Origin of the sequence: Streptomyces marokkonensis (assembly GCF_008312835.1) — a bacterium.
In the GTDB taxonomy this organism is placed as follows: Bacteria; Actinomycetota; Actinomycetes; order Streptomycetales; family Streptomycetaceae; genus Streptomyces; species Streptomyces marokkonensis_A.
The window spans coordinates 496,079-510,939 of record NZ_VSKS01000002.1; the positions used below are offsets into that span (position 1 = coordinate 496,079).

The window sequence follows — 14,861 nt, forward strand, 5'->3', positions numbered from 1 at the left end:
CCGAAGGAGCCCGAGCCGATGCGTGCCCAGCTGGCCCGCGTGGACGCCGTGATCGTGCAGGCCGTCATCGCCGGTGCCCTGTCCTTCTCCCACCTACACGACGTCGCCGCGGCGGCCGGACAGGACGGCTGGAAGGCGTGGGCCTATCCCGTGAGTGTCGACCTGCTCCTGGTCGCCGCCTGGCGTCGGATGCGCCAGTCACAGCGAGCGGGCCAGGCGGCCGGCGGTCCGCGCCTGTGGTTCCTCGTAGCCCTGGCCGCGTCCCTCGGCGCCAACGTCGCCACGGCCGGCCTCCTCGACCTGGACGACGTACCCGCCTGGCTCCGCGTGATGGTCGCGGGCTGGCCCGCTGTCGCCTTCTTCGGCGGCACGCTGCTGGCTCACGCCCCGCACACCGCGGAAGAGCCCGCCGCCTCTCCTGCGACGGACGCCGCTACGGCTCCTGACGGCAGTTCGTCCGACGTGGAGGGGCCCGATCACAAGGTTCCGTACAGCGCCGACCCCGAACCGGCTCCCGAGCCTTCTGCCGCGCCGGCCACCGCTTCCGCCCCGGCGCCTGCTTCTGCTCCTGCAGTCGCCCTGCCGCCCGCCCTCGTCGACCGCGTCCGGGCCCTGGCCGAGGAACACCGCTCGGCCACCGGCCGTCCCGCCGACCCCGACGCCGTCCGCACTCGGCTCGGCCTGCCCCCGTCCATGACCGCATCCGTCGCCGCACACCTCTGAGAGGAGCCCCACCGTGAACCGCCGTTTCCGCAACCTCCGACGCATCGGCCCCGTCAACGTCGCCTCCTACGTCGAACGCGGCCGGAACCGCCACCTGGCCGCCTGCACCGCTCCCCGCTGCGACTTCTCCGCCGAGTACGACAGCCGTGCCGCTGCCGAACTCGCCGCCCGTACCCACCGCTGCCCGGCCTGACAGGAGACCACTGAGATGGACGTTCCGCTCTGGCTCGCCCTGCTCGTCGTAGGCGTCCTCGGCGTCAAGCTCATCCGCCCGCCCTGGTGGCTCATCGCCGTACTTCTCCTCGGCGGCTACCTCCTCGCCGACAGCCTGCTCGCCCCCGTCATCGACCCCGCCCTCAAGTGACCCGCGAAGGAAGACCGCTCATGTTCCGACCGAAGGTGCCGACCATGCCGCAGCCCACCGGTCTGACCACCCCGCCCGCAGTCGTCGCACTGACCACCATCACGCCGGACACCCCGGCCCCGCCGCCGGCACCCGCTACCCCGGCCCCGGCCCGTCCGGCCGTCCAGCTCACGCCGGGCACTGTGCTCGCCCTGGTCGGCGGCGGCACCGCCGTGGTCTTGGTCGTCGGCGCCGTCTTGGTCTCCATGCTCCTCGCCGTCGCCCTCACCGCCGCATCCGTGGCCGTGTGTGCCCTCACCGTCCGCTCCGTCATCGCCCGCCGCTGACACCACCGCCCCGACCTCCCGCCCTTTTCGCACTGTCTAGCCCCCTCGACAAAACCAACCGCAAGCCCACGCAAGGAGGACCCCGCACATGACTCCTGCGGCTCCGACCGCAGCTATCCGCCAGCTGGCATCCCTCGCCCGGCACGGCGACCTCAGCGCCTACGCCCACCAGATCCAGCGCCTCGGCGGCTGCGAGCGGCCCATCCGAATGGAGGGCCACCGGCTCGACGTCCACGCCACCACTGGGGAGATCGTCCGGGAGATCACCGACCGCGACCTACCGGCGGGACAACTCCTCATCCGCTGCAACAACCGCCGCGCCACCCGGTGCGCCTCGTGCGCCGAGGTGTACCGCAAAGACACCTTCCACCTCGTTACGGCCGGTCTGAGCGGCGGCAAAGGCATCGGCCCGGCCGTGGCCCAACACCCTCGTGTCTTCGCCACCTTCACCGCCCCGTCCTTCGGCCCCGTGCACAACCGCCCCAGCGGCGGCCGGTGCCGCTGCGGACGTCTCCACCCGGACGACGACCCTGCCCTCGGCACGCCCCTGGACCCGGACCGATACGACTACCGCGCGGCCGTCCTGTGGAACGCCCATGCGGGCAAGCTCTGGGGCCGCTTCACCACCTACCTGCGCCAGCACCTCGCCTCCCGCGCGGGCCTCAGCCGTTCTGCACTGCGGCACTGCCTCAAGGTCTCCTATGCCAAGGTCGCCGAGTACCAGCGGCGCGGCGCTGTCCACTTCCACGCCGTCATCCGCCTCGACGGCCCGCACGGCGCCGAGGACACCCCGCCGGCCTGGGCCACGACCGAACTCCTCACCGACGCGATCCGCTCCGCGGCCCGGATGGCCGAGACACCCGGCCCGGTCCTCGACGGCCATACGTACGCCTTCCGCTTCGGCGAACAGCTCGACATTCGCCCCATTCGCTCGGCCGACTTCGCGGGCACCTCGGAACTTTCCAGCCGCGCCGTGGCCGCCTACATCGCGAAGTACGCCACCAAGGGAGCCGAGACCGCAGGCACCCTCGACCGGCCCATCCGCAACCCGATCACCGACCTGATCGGCTCCGGCGTCACCGATCACGCCCGACGCATGATCCTCACCTGCTGGCACCTCGGGGCGCTCCCCGAGCTGGAAGACCTGCGCCTACGCAAGTGGGCCCACATGCTCGGCTTCTGCGGCCACTTCTCCACCAAGTCCCGCGCCTACTCCGTCACCCTCGGCGCCCTCCGCCAGGAGCGGGCTGACCACAACGAAACCCTGGCCCGCGAACGCGCGGCCGAGGCCGGCTATCCGCTGCCCGACCCGGACACCGTCCTCGTCCTCTCGCACTGGCGCTTCGCCGGCACTGGGCTGACGGCTGCGGAACGCCTCATTACTCACGGAATTCCGTCGCCTGCCAACTCGACGGACGACGATATGGAAGGAGCTCCGACGTGGACCGCCGACGCGATGAACTCATGACCGTTCCGCAGATCCTCGCAGAGCTGGGCGGTGTATCCCGACGCACTTTCTACCGGTGGCGCGAGCTGGGCCAGGGGCCTGCTGCCTTCAAGCTGCCTAACGGCGAACTTCGGGTGTGGCGGAGTGACTTCACCATGTGGCTGCGGCAGTTGGAGGCGGCGGCGTGAAGTCTCTCGACGTGAAGGTGTGGGGCGTCCGGAAGAGGAACACCAAAAAGTCGTCCTATGACGTCCGGTGGACCGTTGCCGGAAATGTGTTCTCCGAACAGTTCCGCACCAAGGGGCTCGCGGACCACTACCGTTCCAAGTTGCTCCGCGCCGCCCATGCTGGCGAAGAGTTCGACACAGAAACCGGGCTGCCCGACTCGATGGTCGAAAAAGCAGCCTCAATGACCTGGTACACCTTCGCTTTGAAGTACCTCGCCATGAAGTGGCCGCACGCGGCGCCGAACACGCGTAACGGGATCAATGAGGCCCTGACCGCCGTGACGATGGCCCTTCTTGACGAGCGTCCGGGGCAGCCGACCGAGGACCTGATCAGGAGGGCGCTTCGGAACTGGGCCTTCGTCCTTCCCGGACCGGACGAGCGCGAAGTGCCGACCGAGATCGCGAACACCTTGCACTGGGTGGCGAAGGCATCGCGTCCGCTCTCGGACCTCGGTGACGCTGCGATCGGAAGGGCCGTTTTGGATTCGCTCAAGCTGAAGCTCGACGGGACGGCGGCAGCTGCGGAGACCGTCCGGCGCAAGCGTCGGACGCTCGTCAATGCGCTGCACTATGCAGTCGATCTCGGGGAGTTCAAAGAGAACCCGATCACGGGCATTCGCTGGAAGAAGCCGAAGGTGGCCGGGGAAGTTGATCCTCGGGTGGTCGCCAATCCTGCTCAGGCGCGTGCCCTGCTGACTGCGGTCTCGTACGTCGGTGGGTACGGCCGGGCGCGTGGTCGCCGACTCGTCGGCCTGTTCGCCTGCATGTACTACGGCGCCTTGCGTCCGGCTGAGGCCGTCGGCCTCACCGATGCGGACCTGAAACTGCCCGAGGCCGGCTGGGGGACGGTGTTGCTCAACCGGACGCGTCCCAGCGTTGGAAAGCAGTGGACAGACTCCGGTGAGACTCATGACGACCGGGGCCTCAAGAACCGACCGCCGGAAGAGGTCCGGCTCGTGCCGATCCCGCCCCAGCTCGTCGCCATCCTCCGGCAGCACCTCGACACGTTCGGCACCGCCGAGGACGGGCGGCTGTTCACCAACGAGCGTGGGGGAGTGGTCGGGTCCTCGACGTACTACCGCGTCTGGCAGGAGGCCCGTGCGCTGGCGCTTCCGCCGGCCGCGGTTGCCTCTCCGCTCGCGGCTCGCCCGTATGACCTGAGGCACTCGGCACTGTCGACCTGGCTCAACTCCGGGGTGGACCCGACGGAGGTCGCTGAGCGTGCAGGCAACAGCGTGGAGGTCCTGCTGAGCCGCTACGCCAAGTGCATCGACGGACGGCAGGAGATCGTCAACCGCAAGATCGAGGAGTTGTTGCGCGAGTACGAGTGATCACGCGCGTAGGCCGTCAGCCCTCCAGCCCGCTTGGGCCGGAGGGCTTCGCCACGTCTCGGCCGTGTGCCGTCGGCCATTGGTTGCTGGCTGCACCTGCCGCGTCGTGTTTCGCCCTGCTGGCGGACGGTTGCCCCAGGGGTTCCGTCCGGTTCGCGCTCTACGCCTGGACTGCTGGGCTGGCGGCCATCGCAGTATGGGGGCCTTGGAGGAGAAGCCGCGGCGGCTGGGTGGTGGGCAGCCTCGCTGCCCATACTGCGGGCTGCTGCAGGATCGGGTGGCGACGCTGGAGCAGGACTGGGTACTGCTGGAGCCGGACATGCGTCCGCTGGCTCACACGGTGCCGGCGGAGCATCGGTGGATCGAGCTGTCCGATGGACGGGTGACGGCCTACGGGGTGTGTCCGCCGGATCAGTTCCAGCGGTGCCGTATCGAGCACCGTCTCGCCTGCCCGGCGCAGCCGCTGCCGGATCTGTGGCCGTGGTTGACGAGCCTGCGAGGGGAGAACGCGCGGCAAGCGGAGCGGCGGGACGACCCGAAGCTGCCCCCGCCTCCTGAGGAGTGGCCGGACGCCGGCTGACGGGCACTTCGGAAACCTCGGGGCTGACCAGGGAAGATGCCCCAAGATCCTGTCCACGAATAGTCCACGGACCGCGTCATAGGGCTGCTCCGGGCGGCGCATGCCTGCACATACGCGAAGACCCCGGCCTCAGCGTTTCCGCTGGTGACGGGGTCTTTGGGCACCTCATGCAGGGTGCCCCCGGCAGGATTCGAACCTGCGCACACGGCTCCGGAGGCCGTTGCTCTATCCCCTGAGCTACGGGGGCGTGTCGGTCGCGGTGATCGCGGCGACGGGTAGAACACTACCAGTTCCCGGGGGGTGGTCAGGAACCCGTTTCCGCAGCCGGCGGGGGCGGTCCGGAGTGCGGGGTTTCGCTCCTGCGGGGTGGAAGTGAGGAAACGCCGGACGCGGTGGCCGGTCCCGACCTACTCTCGAGTTGTGCCAGGCGCGTCGGGCCGGGTTCTTGTTGTGGACGACAACAAGGTCATCCGGCAGCTGATCAGGGTCAACCTCGAGCTGGAGGGCATCGAGGTCGTGACCGCGGCCGATGGTGCCGAGTGTCTGGATGTCGTCCATCAGGTGCGGCCCGACCTCGTCACCCTCGATGTCGCCATGCCGCGGCTGGACGGGCTGCGGACCGCCGGCCGGCTGCGTGCCGATCCGCGGACGCGTGACATTCCGCTCGCCATCGTCAGCGCCTGTACCCAGTACGAGGTCGAGAGCGGGCTCGACGTCGGTGTCGACGCCTTCCTCGCCAAGCCCTTCGATCCCCAGGAACTCGTCCGGCTCGTCCGCGAGTTGATCGGCGATCCGCTCGGGCGCGTTCGCGGGCCCGGGGACGCCGAGCCGGCCGCCGGGCACGCCTGAGGGTGAGTGCGGGGGCGCCCAGCACTTCGTTCGTGGCGTCCACCGTCGTCTGCGTGGCGTCCGCCTCCGCGTTCGTGGCGTCCACATCCCGGGATCGCGGCGTAACCCGTTCGCATACCCACCCCCCTCCTCCCCTACGCTTGTCCCGTGACCCCCGTCGAGCTCTCCCGCACCGTGCTGCACGCGGTGCGCCGTGCCGTCGACGAGGGTGAGCTGAGCGTGGCCCTGCCCGAGCGGGTGCTGGTGGCGCCCCCGGGGCCCGGGGGGTGCGGGGACTACTCCACCAACGTCGCCCTTCAGCTCGCCCGCCCGGCCGGGCTGCCGGCGCGGAAGGTCGCCGAGGTTCTCCGGCCGTATCTGCTGGGTGCCGGGGGGATCGGTGACGTCGTCGTCACCGGGCCCGGGTTCCTCAACATCGGTCTGCGGGGCACCGCTCCCGTCGGCCTCGTGCGCGAGGTGCTGCGGCGCGGGCTCCGGTACGGGCACGGCGACGCCCTCGCGGGCCAGGCCGTACGGCTGAACGCGGCGCACGAGGTGCGGGCCGTCGTCCAGCTCGATGCCGTGGCGCGCCTGCTCCGGTCGCAGGGAGCCCTGGTGCACGCCGGGTGCGCGGGCCCGATCGAGGCCGCGTGGGAGAGCGTGCTGGGGGTGCGCGTCGACGGCGTCCGGGACCCCGCGACGCCCACCCACCACGACAGTCCCGCCGGGACCGACACCGGTCCCGTTCCCGCCGGCATCGACATCCGCCCCGTCCCCGCTCCCGCCGACCCTCTCCCCCTCGGCCGGGACGCCGCCCGCTGGGCGCTGCTGCGTCCCGCGCCGCACGACCGGCCGCGCCTCGGTGACGAGCACCTGGTGCAGCGTGAGAGCAATCCGCTGTTCCGCGTCCGGTACGCGCATGCCCGCAGCCGGGGTCTGGTGCGCAACGCCGCCGATCTCGGGTTCGGGTCCGAGCCCGGTCCCGTGGAGGCGCGGGCGCTGCTCCAGTCCCTCGCCGACCATCCCCGCGTTCTCGTGGGCGCCGCCACCCACCGCGCGCCCGACCGGCTCGCCCGGCATCTCGTCACCGTCGCCGATGCCCTGCTGCCCCTGCTGCCCGCCGTGCTGCCCCTCGGTGACGAGAAACCCTCGGCCGCCCACCGTGCCCGGCTCGCCCTCGCCGAAGCCGCCGGGACGGTGCTGGCCGGTGGCCTGTCCCTGCTCGGCATCGACGCACCCGACCACCTCTGAGAGAGCCCAGAGAGACCATCATGAGCCGTTCCGCACACCCCGCCGGGCCCCGTCACGCCGACGTCCTTCCCGAGGGGCACTACTCCGCGCCGCCCTCCGATCTCAACGCGCTCGACCCCAAGGTGTGGTCCCAGACCGTCACGCGGAACGAGGACGGCGTGCTCACCGTCGGCGGGATCGACGCCAAGCGGCTCGCGGAGGAGTTCGGCACCCCCGCCTACTTCCTCGACGAGGACGACTTCCGGGCCCGCGCGCGGGCCTGGCGCACCGCCTTCGGTGACGACGCCGACGTGTTCTACGCCGGCAAGGCGTTTCTGTCCCGGGCCGTCGTGCGCTGGCTGCACGAGGAGGGGCTGAACCTCGACGTCTGCTCGGGCGGGGAGCTGGCCACCGCCCTGGCCGCCGGGATGCCGGCCGAGCGCATCGCCTTCCACGGCAACAACAAGTCCGTGGGTGAGATCCGGCGGGCCGTCGAGGCCGGGGTCGGGCGGATCGTGCTCGACTCGTTCCAGGAGATCGTCCGGGTCGCGCACATCGCCCAGGAGCTCGGAACGCGGCAGCGGGTGCAGATCCGCATCACCGTCGGGGTCGAGGCACACACCCACGAGTTCATCGCCACCGCCCACGAGGACCAGAAGTTCGGCATCCCGCTGGCCGGCGGGCAGGCCGCCGAGGCGGTGCGGCGGGCCCTGCGGCTGGACGGCATCGAGCTCATCGGGATCCACTCGCACATCGGGTCGCAGATCTTCGACATGTCGGGGTTCGAGGTCGCCGCGCACCGGGTGGTCGGGCTGCTCAAGGAGATCCGTGACGAGCACGGGGTCGAACTGCCCGAGATCGACCTCGGGGGCGGGCTCGGGATCGCGTACACCAGTGACGACGATCCGCGTGAGCCGCACGAGATCGCCAAGGCGCTGACCGAGATCGTCACCCGGGAGTGCGAGGCCGCCCGGCTCCGCACGCCGCGTATCTCCGTCGAGCCGGGGCGGGCCATCGTCGGGCCGACCGCGTTCACGCTGTACGAGGTCGGCACGGTCAAGCCGCTCGACGGGCTGCGGACGTACGTCTCCGTCGACGGCGGGATGTCGGACAACATCCGCACCGCGCTGTACGACGCCGAGTACAGCGTCTCCCTGGTCTCCCGCAGCTCCGACGCGGAGCCGGTGCTGTGCCGGGTCGTCGGCAAGCACTGCGAGAGCGGGGACATCGTGGTCAAGGACGCCTTCCTGCCGGGTGACCTGGCACCGGGTGACCTGCTCGCCGTACCGGCGACCGGGGCGTACTGCCGGTCCATGGCCAGCAACTACAACCATGTCCTGCGCCCGCCGGTCGTCGCCGTCCGCGGCGGCGAGGCGCGGGTGATCGTCCGGCGGGAGACGGAGGAGGACCTGCTCCGGCTCGACGTCGGGTAGTCCGGTGCGGTCCTTCGCGCGCGGCCGGACGGCCGGCGGGGGACCGGCCGGGAAGATCTTCGGTCCCACGGGCCGGGCAAATGAAATAGACGTCTCACGATCCGGACAAAGGGCAGAAACTCCCGTCCGGTGAGTGAGACTGGTGCAACCGAGACGGTAATCAGGAAACGAGGTCGGATGATGCGTACGCGTCCGCTGAAGGTGGCGCTGCTGGGCTGTGGAGTGGTCGGCTCAGAGGTGGCGCGCATCATGACGACGCACGCCGACGACCTCGCCGCCCGCATCGGGGCCCCGGTGGAGCTCGCCGGGGTCGCCGTGCGGCGGCCCGACAAGGTGCGTGAGGGCATCGACCCCGCCCTGGTCACCACCGACGCCACCGCGCTCGTCAAACGCGGCGACCTCGACATCGTTGTGGAGGTCATCGGCGGCATCGAGCCCGCCCGTACGCTCATCACCACCGCCTTCGAGCACGGCGCCTCCGTCGTCTCCGCGAACAAGGCGCTGCTCGCCCAGGACGGCGCCGCGCTGCACGCCGCCGCCGGGGAACAGGGCAAGGACCTCTACTACGAGGCCGCCGTCGCCGGCGCCATCCCGCTGATCCGCCCGCTGCGCGAGTCCCTCGCCGGCGACAAGGTCAACCGGGTGCTCGGCATCGTCAACGGCACCACCAACTTCATCCTCGACAAGATGGACACCACGGGCGCCGGCTACCAGGAGGCGCTCGACGAGGCCACCGCGCTCGGGTACGCCGAGGCCGACCCGACCGCCGACGTCGAGGGCTTCGACGCGGCCGCCAAGGCCGCCATCCTCGCCGGGATCGCCTTCCACACGCGCGTGCGCCTCGACGACGTCCACCGCGAGGGGATGACCGAGGTCACCGCCGCCGACTTCGCGTCCGCGAAGGAGATGGGCTGCACCATCAAGCTGCTCGCCATCTGCGAGCGGGCCGAGGACGGTGCGTCGGTCACCGCGCGGGTGCATCCGGCGATGATTCCGCTCAGCCACCCGCTGGCCTCCGTGCGCGGGGCCTACAACGCCGTGTTTGTCGAGTCGGACGCCGCCGGGCAGCTGATGTTCTACGGTCCGGGCGCGGGCGGCGCGCCGACCGCCTCGGCCGTGCTCGGGGACCTGGTCGCCGTGGGGCGCAACCGGATCGGCGGGACCACCGGGCCCGGCGAGTCCGCGTATGCCGCGCTGCCCGTCTCGTCCATGGGCGAGGTCGTCACGCGCTACCACATCAGCCTCGACGTGGCCGACAAACCGGGTGTCCTCGCCCAGGTCGCGACCGTGTTCGCGGAGCACGGTGTCTCGATCGACACGGTTCGCCAGTCCGGCAAGGACGGCGAGGCGTCGCTCGTCGTCGTCACGCACCGTGCGTCCGACGCCGCCCTCGGCGGGACCGTCGAGGCGTTGCGCAAGCTCGACACCGTGCGTGGTGTCGCCAGCATCATGCGGGTTGAAGGAGAGTAACCAGCAATGACCCACCAGTGGCGCGGAATCATCGAGGAGTACCGGGACCGCCTGCCGGTATCCGACAGCACGCCGGTCGTGACGCTCCGTGAGGGCGGTACGCCGCTCGTGCCCGCGCAGGTGCTCTCCGAGCGCACGGGCTGCGAGGTGCACCTCAAGGTCGAGGGCGCGAACCCCACCGGGTCCTTCAAGGACCGCGGCATGACCATGGCCATCTCGAAGGCGAAGGAGGAGGGGGCCAAGGCCGTCATCTGCGCCTCGACCGGCAACACCTCCGCGAGCGCCGCCGCGTACGGCGTGCGGGCGGGCATGGTCTCCGCCGTCCTCGTGCCGCAGGGCAAGATCGCGCTCGGCAAGATGGGCCAGGCGCTGGTCCACGGGGCGAAGATCCTCCAGGTCGACGGCAACTTCGACGACTGTCTGACGCTCGCCCGCGCGCTGAGCGACAACTACCCCGTGGCGCTGGTCAATTCGGTCAACCCGGTGCGTATCGAGGGGCAGAAGACCGCGGCCTTCGAGATCGTGGACATGCTGGGCGACGCGCCCGACATCCACGTCCTGCCGGTGGGCAACGCGGGCAACATCACCGCGTACTGGAAGGGCTACAAGGAGTACGCCGCCGACGGCGTCAGCACCAGGACGCCGCGCATGTGGGGGTTCCAGGCGTCCGGCAGCGCGCCGATCGTGCGCGGCGAGGTCGTCAAGGACCCCTCGACCATCGCCACCGCCATCCGGATCGGCAACCCGGCCTCGTGGGACTTCGCGCTCGCCGCGCGGGACGAGTCCGGCGGCGCCATCGACGAGGTGACGGACCGTGAGATCCTGCGCGCCTACCGGCTGTTGGCCTCGCAGGAGGGCGTCTTCGTGGAGCCCGCCTCCGCCGCGTCGGTGGCCGGTCTGCTGAAGGCCGCCGAGCAGGGCAAGGTCGACCCGGGCCAGAGGATCGTGTGCACGGTCACCGGCAACGGTCTGAAGGACCCGGACTGGGCCGTCGCCGGCGCGCCGCAGCCGGTCACCGTTCCCGTCGACGCGGCGACCGCCGCCCAGCGGCTCGGCCTCGCCTAGACCGCACCGCCCTTGCACCCGCCGCCCTCCGCACGGCGGGCGTAAGGGCGCGCCGACCTGGGGACGTCACCGACGAGGGGTGCACAGGGGGCTCGCGACACGCATCGTGCGCCTCCTGTGCGCCCTATGTCGCCACTGAACCTTTCTTCGATAGGCTGTACTGAACCCGCCCGCCGCATATGCCGCGGTCGTGCGTCGTCCCCACGGTCCGGAAAGCGGCCGGGAACGACCCGGAAAGCGGCCGGCCACCCCGGTCTGCGGCGGCCCCAGGGTTTTCGTACGTCATCGAATGTCCATGGAATGTCATTCGACAGTCACGCAGCTCAAGGAGAGTCTTCGAGCGATGGCCGGTCCAGCCTTCCGCGCCGCCGCCGTCCGGGTGCGCGTCCCCGCCACCAGCGCCAACCTCGGCCCGGGCTTCGACGCCCTCGGCCTCGCGCTGGGGCTGTACGACGACGTGGTCGTCCGGGTGGCCGACTCCGGGCTGCACATCGACATCGCGGGTGAGGGCAGCGAGACCCTCCCGCGGGACGAGCGCCATCTCCTCGTACGCTCTCTGCGCACCGCCTTCGACCTGCTCGGCGGACAGCCGCGCGGCCTCGAGATCGTCTGCGCCAACCGCATCCCGCACGGCCGGGGACTGGGCTCCTCCTCGGCCGCCATCTGCGCCGGAATCGTCGCCGCCCGCGCCGTGACGATAGGGGCCGACGCCAAGCTCGACGACACCGCGCTGCTCGAACTGGCCACCGAGATCGAGGGCCACCCCGACAACGTCGCGGCCTGTCTGCTGGGCGGATTCACCCTGTCCTGGATGGAGGGCGGCGCGGCCCGGGCCATCAGGATGGAACCCGCCGATTCCATCGTTCCGGTGGTTTTCGTGCCCGGGAAGCCGGTCCTCACCGAGACCGCGCGCGGACTGCTCCCGCGCACCGTGCCGCACGTCGACGCCGCCGCCAACGCGGGCCGTGCCGCCCTGCTCGTCGAGGCGCTGACCAGGCGCCCCGAGCTGCTGCTGCCCGCCACCGAGGACCGTCTGCACCAGGAGTACCGCGCCCCGGCCATGCCCGAGAGCGCCGCCCTGGTGGAGCGGCTGCGCGGGGACGGCATCCCCGCAGTGATCTCCGGCGCCGGACCCACGGTCATGGCGCTGGTGGACGCGGGCACGGCCGACAAGGTCGAAGCACTGGCCGGCGCCGACTGGGCCGCCAATCGGCTCGGTCTCGATGTGCAGGGTGCGAGCGTGCTACCGCTCGCCACCTGACACACGGTTGCCGGATTTCGAGAGGGGGAATGTTTGTTGGATCCGGTAGTGTTAATCTCAAGTCTGCACCCGACCCCACCATGGCGAGGTGCCTCGTGTCCCCGTCCGGGACAGACATTCTTCCGGGAGCCCCCCAAGCCGCACTGTGTCCACTGCTACGTACGCGGGCAGTACGTCGTACGCGGACACTGAACGGCCCGACGGTGGGGCTACCCCCTCTGGGGGATCTCCGGAACCGGTGCGACCACGCCACGTGACACTGGGTGCCACGGCTCGGGGGAGCGCCATCACCAGATATCTCTTCCGCCGCTCAGGCGGACAACCGCCCCGGCACGGTTCACACAGCAAGGACCGATGCCGGACAGCACAACCGGTCGCCGAGCCAGACAGGCCGACGTCCGCTCCAGGGAAGGACCCTTCGTGAGCGACACCACCGATCTGATGGGCGCACGTGTCGAGGAGACCGCTGCCGCGCCCGCCACGGACGCTTCCGCGCCTGCCTCCGGTGCCGGCTCCCGGCGGCGCCGCGGTACCGGCCTCGAGGGCATGGTGCTGGCCGAGCTGCAACAGGTCGCATCCGGCCTCGGCATCAGGGGCACCGCGCGCATGCGCAAGAGCCAGCTGATCGAGGTCATCAAGGAGGCGCAGGCCGCCGGTGGAGGTGCCCCCTCCGGGGGAGCTGCCCCGGCCAAGGCCGAGTCCGCCGCCGAGACCAAGCCCAAGCGCCGCGCCACCTCCCGGACCCGTACGGGTGACACCGCCGAGAAGGGCGACGCCAAGGCCGAGCAGGCCCCCGCCGACAAGGCCGCGGCCCAGCAGCAGATCGAGATCCCCGGCCAGCCCTCGCCGAAGGCCTCGGCCGAGCAGGCCGAGGAGGCCGCCCCCACCGAGCGCCGCCGCCGTCGCGCCACCGCCGAGGCCGGCGCCCCGGCCGCCGCGACCGAGACGATCGCCGCCGAGGCGAAGACCGACTCCAAGGCCGAGACCCCGGCCCAGCAGCAGTCGCAGCAGGGCGAGGGCAAGTCCGACCACGACGGCGGCGAGGGCCGCCGCCGCGACCGCCGTGAGCGCGGCCGCGACCGTGACCGTGGGGATCGCGGGGACCGTGGGGATCGCGGTGACCGTGGTGACCGTGGGGATCGCGGTGACCGTCGCAGCAAGGGTGACGACCAGCAGCAGAACCAGGGCGGCGGCCGTCAGCAGAACCAGCAGGGCGGCGGAGGCCGCCAGGACGACGGTTACGACGACGACGGAGGCGGCCGCCGTGGCCGTCGCGGCCGTTACCGCGACCGCCGTGGCCGCCGTGGCCGCGACGAGGTGCAGGAGCCCCAGATCGCCGAGGACGACGTCCTGATCCCGGTCGCGGGCATCCTGGACATCCTCGACAACTACGCCTTCATCCGGACCTCCGGCTACCTGCCCGGCCCGAACGACGTGTACGTCTCCCTCGCCCAGGTCCGCAAGAACGGCCTGCGCAAGGGCGACCACATCACCGGCGCGGTCCGCCAGCCCAAGGAGGGCGAGCGCCGCGAGAAGTTCAACGCGCTGGTCCGCCTGGACTCCGTCAACGGCATGGCGCCCGAACACGGCCGTGGCCGCCCGGAGTTCAACAAGCTCACCCCGCTGTACCCGCAGGACCGCCTCCGCCTGGAGACGGACCCGGGCGTGCTCACCACCCGGATCATCGACCTGGTGTCGCCGATCGGCAAGGGCCAGCGCGGTCTGATCGTGGCCCCGCCGAAGACCGGCAAGACCATGATCATGCAGGCGATCGCCAACGCGATCACGCACAACAACCCCGAGTGCCACCTGATGGTCGTCCTCGTCGACGAGCGTCCGGAAGAGGTCACCGACATGCAGCGGTCGGTCAAGGGCGAGGTCATCTCCTCGACCTTCGACCGTCCGGCCGAGGACCACACCACGGTCGCCGAGCTCGCCATCGAGCGCGCCAAGCGCCTGGTGGAGCTGGGTCACGACGTCGTCGTGCTGCTCGACTCGATCACGCGTCTGGGCCGTGCGTACAACCTCGCCGCCCCGGCCTCCGGCCGCATCCTGTCCGGTGGTGTCGACTCGACCGCCCTGTACCCGCCGAAGCGCTTCTTCGGTGCGGCCCGCAACATCGAGGACGGCGGCTCGCTGACCATCCTCGCCACCGCCCTGGTGGACACCGGGTCCCGCATGGACGAGGTGATCTTCGAGGAGTTCAAGGGCACCGGCAACGCGGAGCTCAAGCTCGACCGGAAGCTCGCCGACAAGCGCATCTTCCCCGCGGTGGACGTCGACGCGTCCGGTACCCGTAAGGAAGAGATCCTGCTCGCCAGCGACGAGCTCGCCATCGTCTGGAAGCTGCGCCGGGTGCTGCACGCCCTCGACCAGCAGCAGGCGGTCGAGCTGCTCCTCGACAAGATGAAGCAGACGAAGTCGAACGCCGAGTTCCTGATGCAGATCCAGAAGACGACGCCGACGCCGGGCAACGGCGACTGACGTCCCGCCTTCGGCCGAGTGCCACCTCCACGAAGGGCCGCTTCCGTGACGGAAGCGGCCCTTCGTGCGCGTTGGGGGCAGGTGGGGCGCGA

The 14,861-nt window shown here is 71.0% G+C and carries 15 protein-coding genes and 1 tRNA gene; 15 read left to right on the top strand and 1 reads right to left on the bottom strand.

Translation table 11 applies throughout. The features are described from left to right. The first annotated feature begins 18 nt into the window (after positions 1-18). The 8 genes from F1615_RS05100 to F1615_RS05135 all read left to right on the top strand — a co-directional run bounded on the left by F1615_RS05100 (position 19) and on the right by F1615_RS05135 (position 4,998). Positions 19-723, top strand: a complete 705-nt coding sequence (locus F1615_RS05100) for a DUF2637 domain-containing protein (RefSeq protein ID WP_149547645.1) — start codon at positions 19-21, stop codon at positions 721-723. Between the two features lie 13 nt (positions 724-736). After that, positions 737-916 (top strand): mobile element transfer protein, encoded by a 180-nt coding sequence (locus F1615_RS05105; RefSeq protein WP_019524147.1) that lies wholly within the window; start codon positions 737-739, stop codon positions 914-916. A gap of 15 nt (positions 917-931) precedes the next feature. After that, positions 932-1,087: a hypothetical protein gene (locus tag F1615_RS05110; protein ID WP_006134826.1), complete on the top strand. Its 156-nt coding sequence runs from the start codon at positions 932-934 to the stop codon at positions 1,085-1,087. 20 nt (positions 1,088-1,107) lie between these two features. Next, on the top strand, positions 1,108-1,413 hold the full coding sequence (locus F1615_RS05115; RefSeq protein WP_149547646.1) for a SpdD-like protein: 306 nt from the start codon (positions 1,108-1,110) through the stop codon (positions 1,411-1,413). Between the two features lie 88 nt (positions 1,414-1,501). Further along, positions 1,502-2,881, top strand: coding sequence for a replication initiator (locus F1615_RS05120; RefSeq protein ID WP_244328642.1), 1,380 nt, complete (start codon positions 1,502-1,504; stop codon positions 2,879-2,881). Further along, the gene (locus F1615_RS05125) at positions 2,878-3,048 is read left to right on the top strand and encodes a helix-turn-helix transcriptional regulator (RefSeq protein ID WP_037722595.1); all 171 of its coding nucleotides are present in this window, start codon (positions 2,878-2,880) and stop codon (positions 3,046-3,048) included. Before F1615_RS05120 ends, F1615_RS05125 begins: the two co-directional genes overlap by 4 nt. Then, a complete protein-coding gene (locus tag F1615_RS05130; RefSeq protein ID WP_149547647.1) occupies positions 3,045-4,418 on the top strand; it encodes a tyrosine-type recombinase/integrase in 1,374 nt (457 codons plus the stop codon). The genes F1615_RS05125 and F1615_RS05130 overlap by 4 nt, the downstream gene beginning before the upstream one ends. 196 nt (positions 4,419-4,614) lie before the next feature. Further along, the gene (locus F1615_RS05135) at positions 4,615-4,998 is read left to right on the top strand and encodes a DUF6083 domain-containing protein (protein WP_167533662.1); all 384 of its coding nucleotides are present in this window, start codon (positions 4,615-4,617) and stop codon (positions 4,996-4,998) included. Positions 4,999-5,173: 175 nt separating this feature from the next. Here the strand turns inward: F1615_RS05135 and F1615_RS05140 are convergent. Then, positions 5,174-5,245: transfer RNA gene (locus F1615_RS05140), tRNA-Arg, on the bottom strand. A gap of 119 nt (positions 5,246-5,364) precedes the next feature. On the opposite strand from F1615_RS05140, the gene F1615_RS05145 reads away from it, so the two are divergent. The 7 genes from F1615_RS05145 to rho all read left to right on the top strand — a co-directional run bounded on the left by F1615_RS05145 (position 5,365) and on the right by rho (position 14,769). Continuing rightward, positions 5,365-5,847, top strand: coding sequence for a response regulator (locus tag F1615_RS05145; RefSeq protein ID WP_388234747.1), 483 nt, complete (start codon positions 5,365-5,367; stop codon positions 5,845-5,847). 147 nt (positions 5,848-5,994) lie between these two features. Continuing rightward, positions 5,995-7,077 (top strand): ArgS-related anticodon-binding protein NrtL, encoded by a 1,083-nt coding sequence (gene nrtL, locus F1615_RS05150; protein ID WP_149547650.1) that lies wholly within the window; start codon positions 5,995-5,997, stop codon positions 7,075-7,077. Positions 7,078-7,097: 20 nt separating this feature from the next. After that, positions 7,098-8,489 (top strand): diaminopimelate decarboxylase, encoded by a 1,392-nt coding sequence (gene lysA / locus F1615_RS05155; protein ID WP_149547651.1) that lies wholly within the window; start codon positions 7,098-7,100, stop codon positions 8,487-8,489. Positions 8,490-8,666: 177 nt separating this feature from the next. Next, positions 8,667-9,959 carry a homoserine dehydrogenase gene (locus tag F1615_RS05160; protein WP_149547652.1) on the top strand — a complete coding sequence of 431 codons (1,293 nt, stop codon included), beginning with the start codon at positions 8,667-8,669 and terminating at the stop codon, positions 9,957-9,959. A 6-nt stretch (positions 9,960-9,965) separates the two neighbouring features. Next, positions 9,966-11,024: a threonine synthase gene (gene thrC / locus F1615_RS05165; protein WP_149547653.1), complete on the top strand. Its 1,059-nt coding sequence runs from the start codon at positions 9,966-9,968 to the stop codon at positions 11,022-11,024. 343 nt (positions 11,025-11,367) lie between these two features. After that, complete coding sequence (gene thrB / locus F1615_RS05170) at positions 11,368-12,285, top strand: homoserine kinase (RefSeq protein ID WP_149547654.1); 918 nt, start codon at positions 11,368-11,370, stop codon at positions 12,283-12,285. Positions 12,286-12,705: 420 nt separating this feature from the next. Then, complete coding sequence (gene rho, locus F1615_RS05175; RefSeq protein ID WP_149547655.1) at positions 12,706-14,769, top strand: transcription termination factor Rho; 2,064 nt, start codon at positions 12,706-12,708, stop codon at positions 14,767-14,769. The last annotated feature ends 92 nt before the right edge of the window (positions 14,770-14,861 follow it).

Excerpts from the sequence above, each read along its gene's own strand:
- F1615_RS05100 (WP_149547645.1), top strand. The coding sequence starts at position 19 with ATGCGTGCCCAGCTGGCCCGCGTGGACGCCGTGATCGTGCAGGCCGTC.
- F1615_RS05110 (WP_006134826.1), top strand. The coding sequence starts at position 932 with ATGGACGTTCCGCTCTGGCTCGCCCTGCTCGTCGTAGGCGTCCTCGGC.
- F1615_RS05115 (WP_149547646.1), top strand. The coding sequence starts at position 1,108 with ATGTTCCGACCGAAGGTGCCGACCATGCCGCAGCCCACCGGTCTGACC.
- F1615_RS05120 (WP_244328642.1), top strand. The coding sequence starts at position 1,502 with ATGACTCCTGCGGCTCCGACCGCAGCTATCCGCCAGCTGGCATCCCTC.
- F1615_RS05125 (WP_037722595.1), top strand. The coding sequence starts at position 2,878 with ATGACCGTTCCGCAGATCCTCGCAGAGCTGGGCGGTGTATCCCGACGC.
- F1615_RS05135 (WP_167533662.1), top strand. The coding sequence starts at position 4,615 with ATGGGGGCCTTGGAGGAGAAGCCGCGGCGGCTGGGTGGTGGGCAGCCT.
- lysA (WP_149547651.1), top strand. The coding sequence starts at position 7,098 with ATGAGCCGTTCCGCACACCCCGCCGGGCCCCGTCACGCCGACGTCCTT.
- F1615_RS05160 (WP_149547652.1), top strand. The coding sequence starts at position 8,667 with ATGATGCGTACGCGTCCGCTGAAGGTGGCGCTGCTGGGCTGTGGAGTG.
- thrC (WP_149547653.1), top strand. The coding sequence starts at position 9,966 with ATGACCCACCAGTGGCGCGGAATCATCGAGGAGTACCGGGACCGCCTG.
- thrB (WP_149547654.1), top strand. The coding sequence starts at position 11,368 with ATGGCCGGTCCAGCCTTCCGCGCCGCCGCCGTCCGGGTGCGCGTCCCC.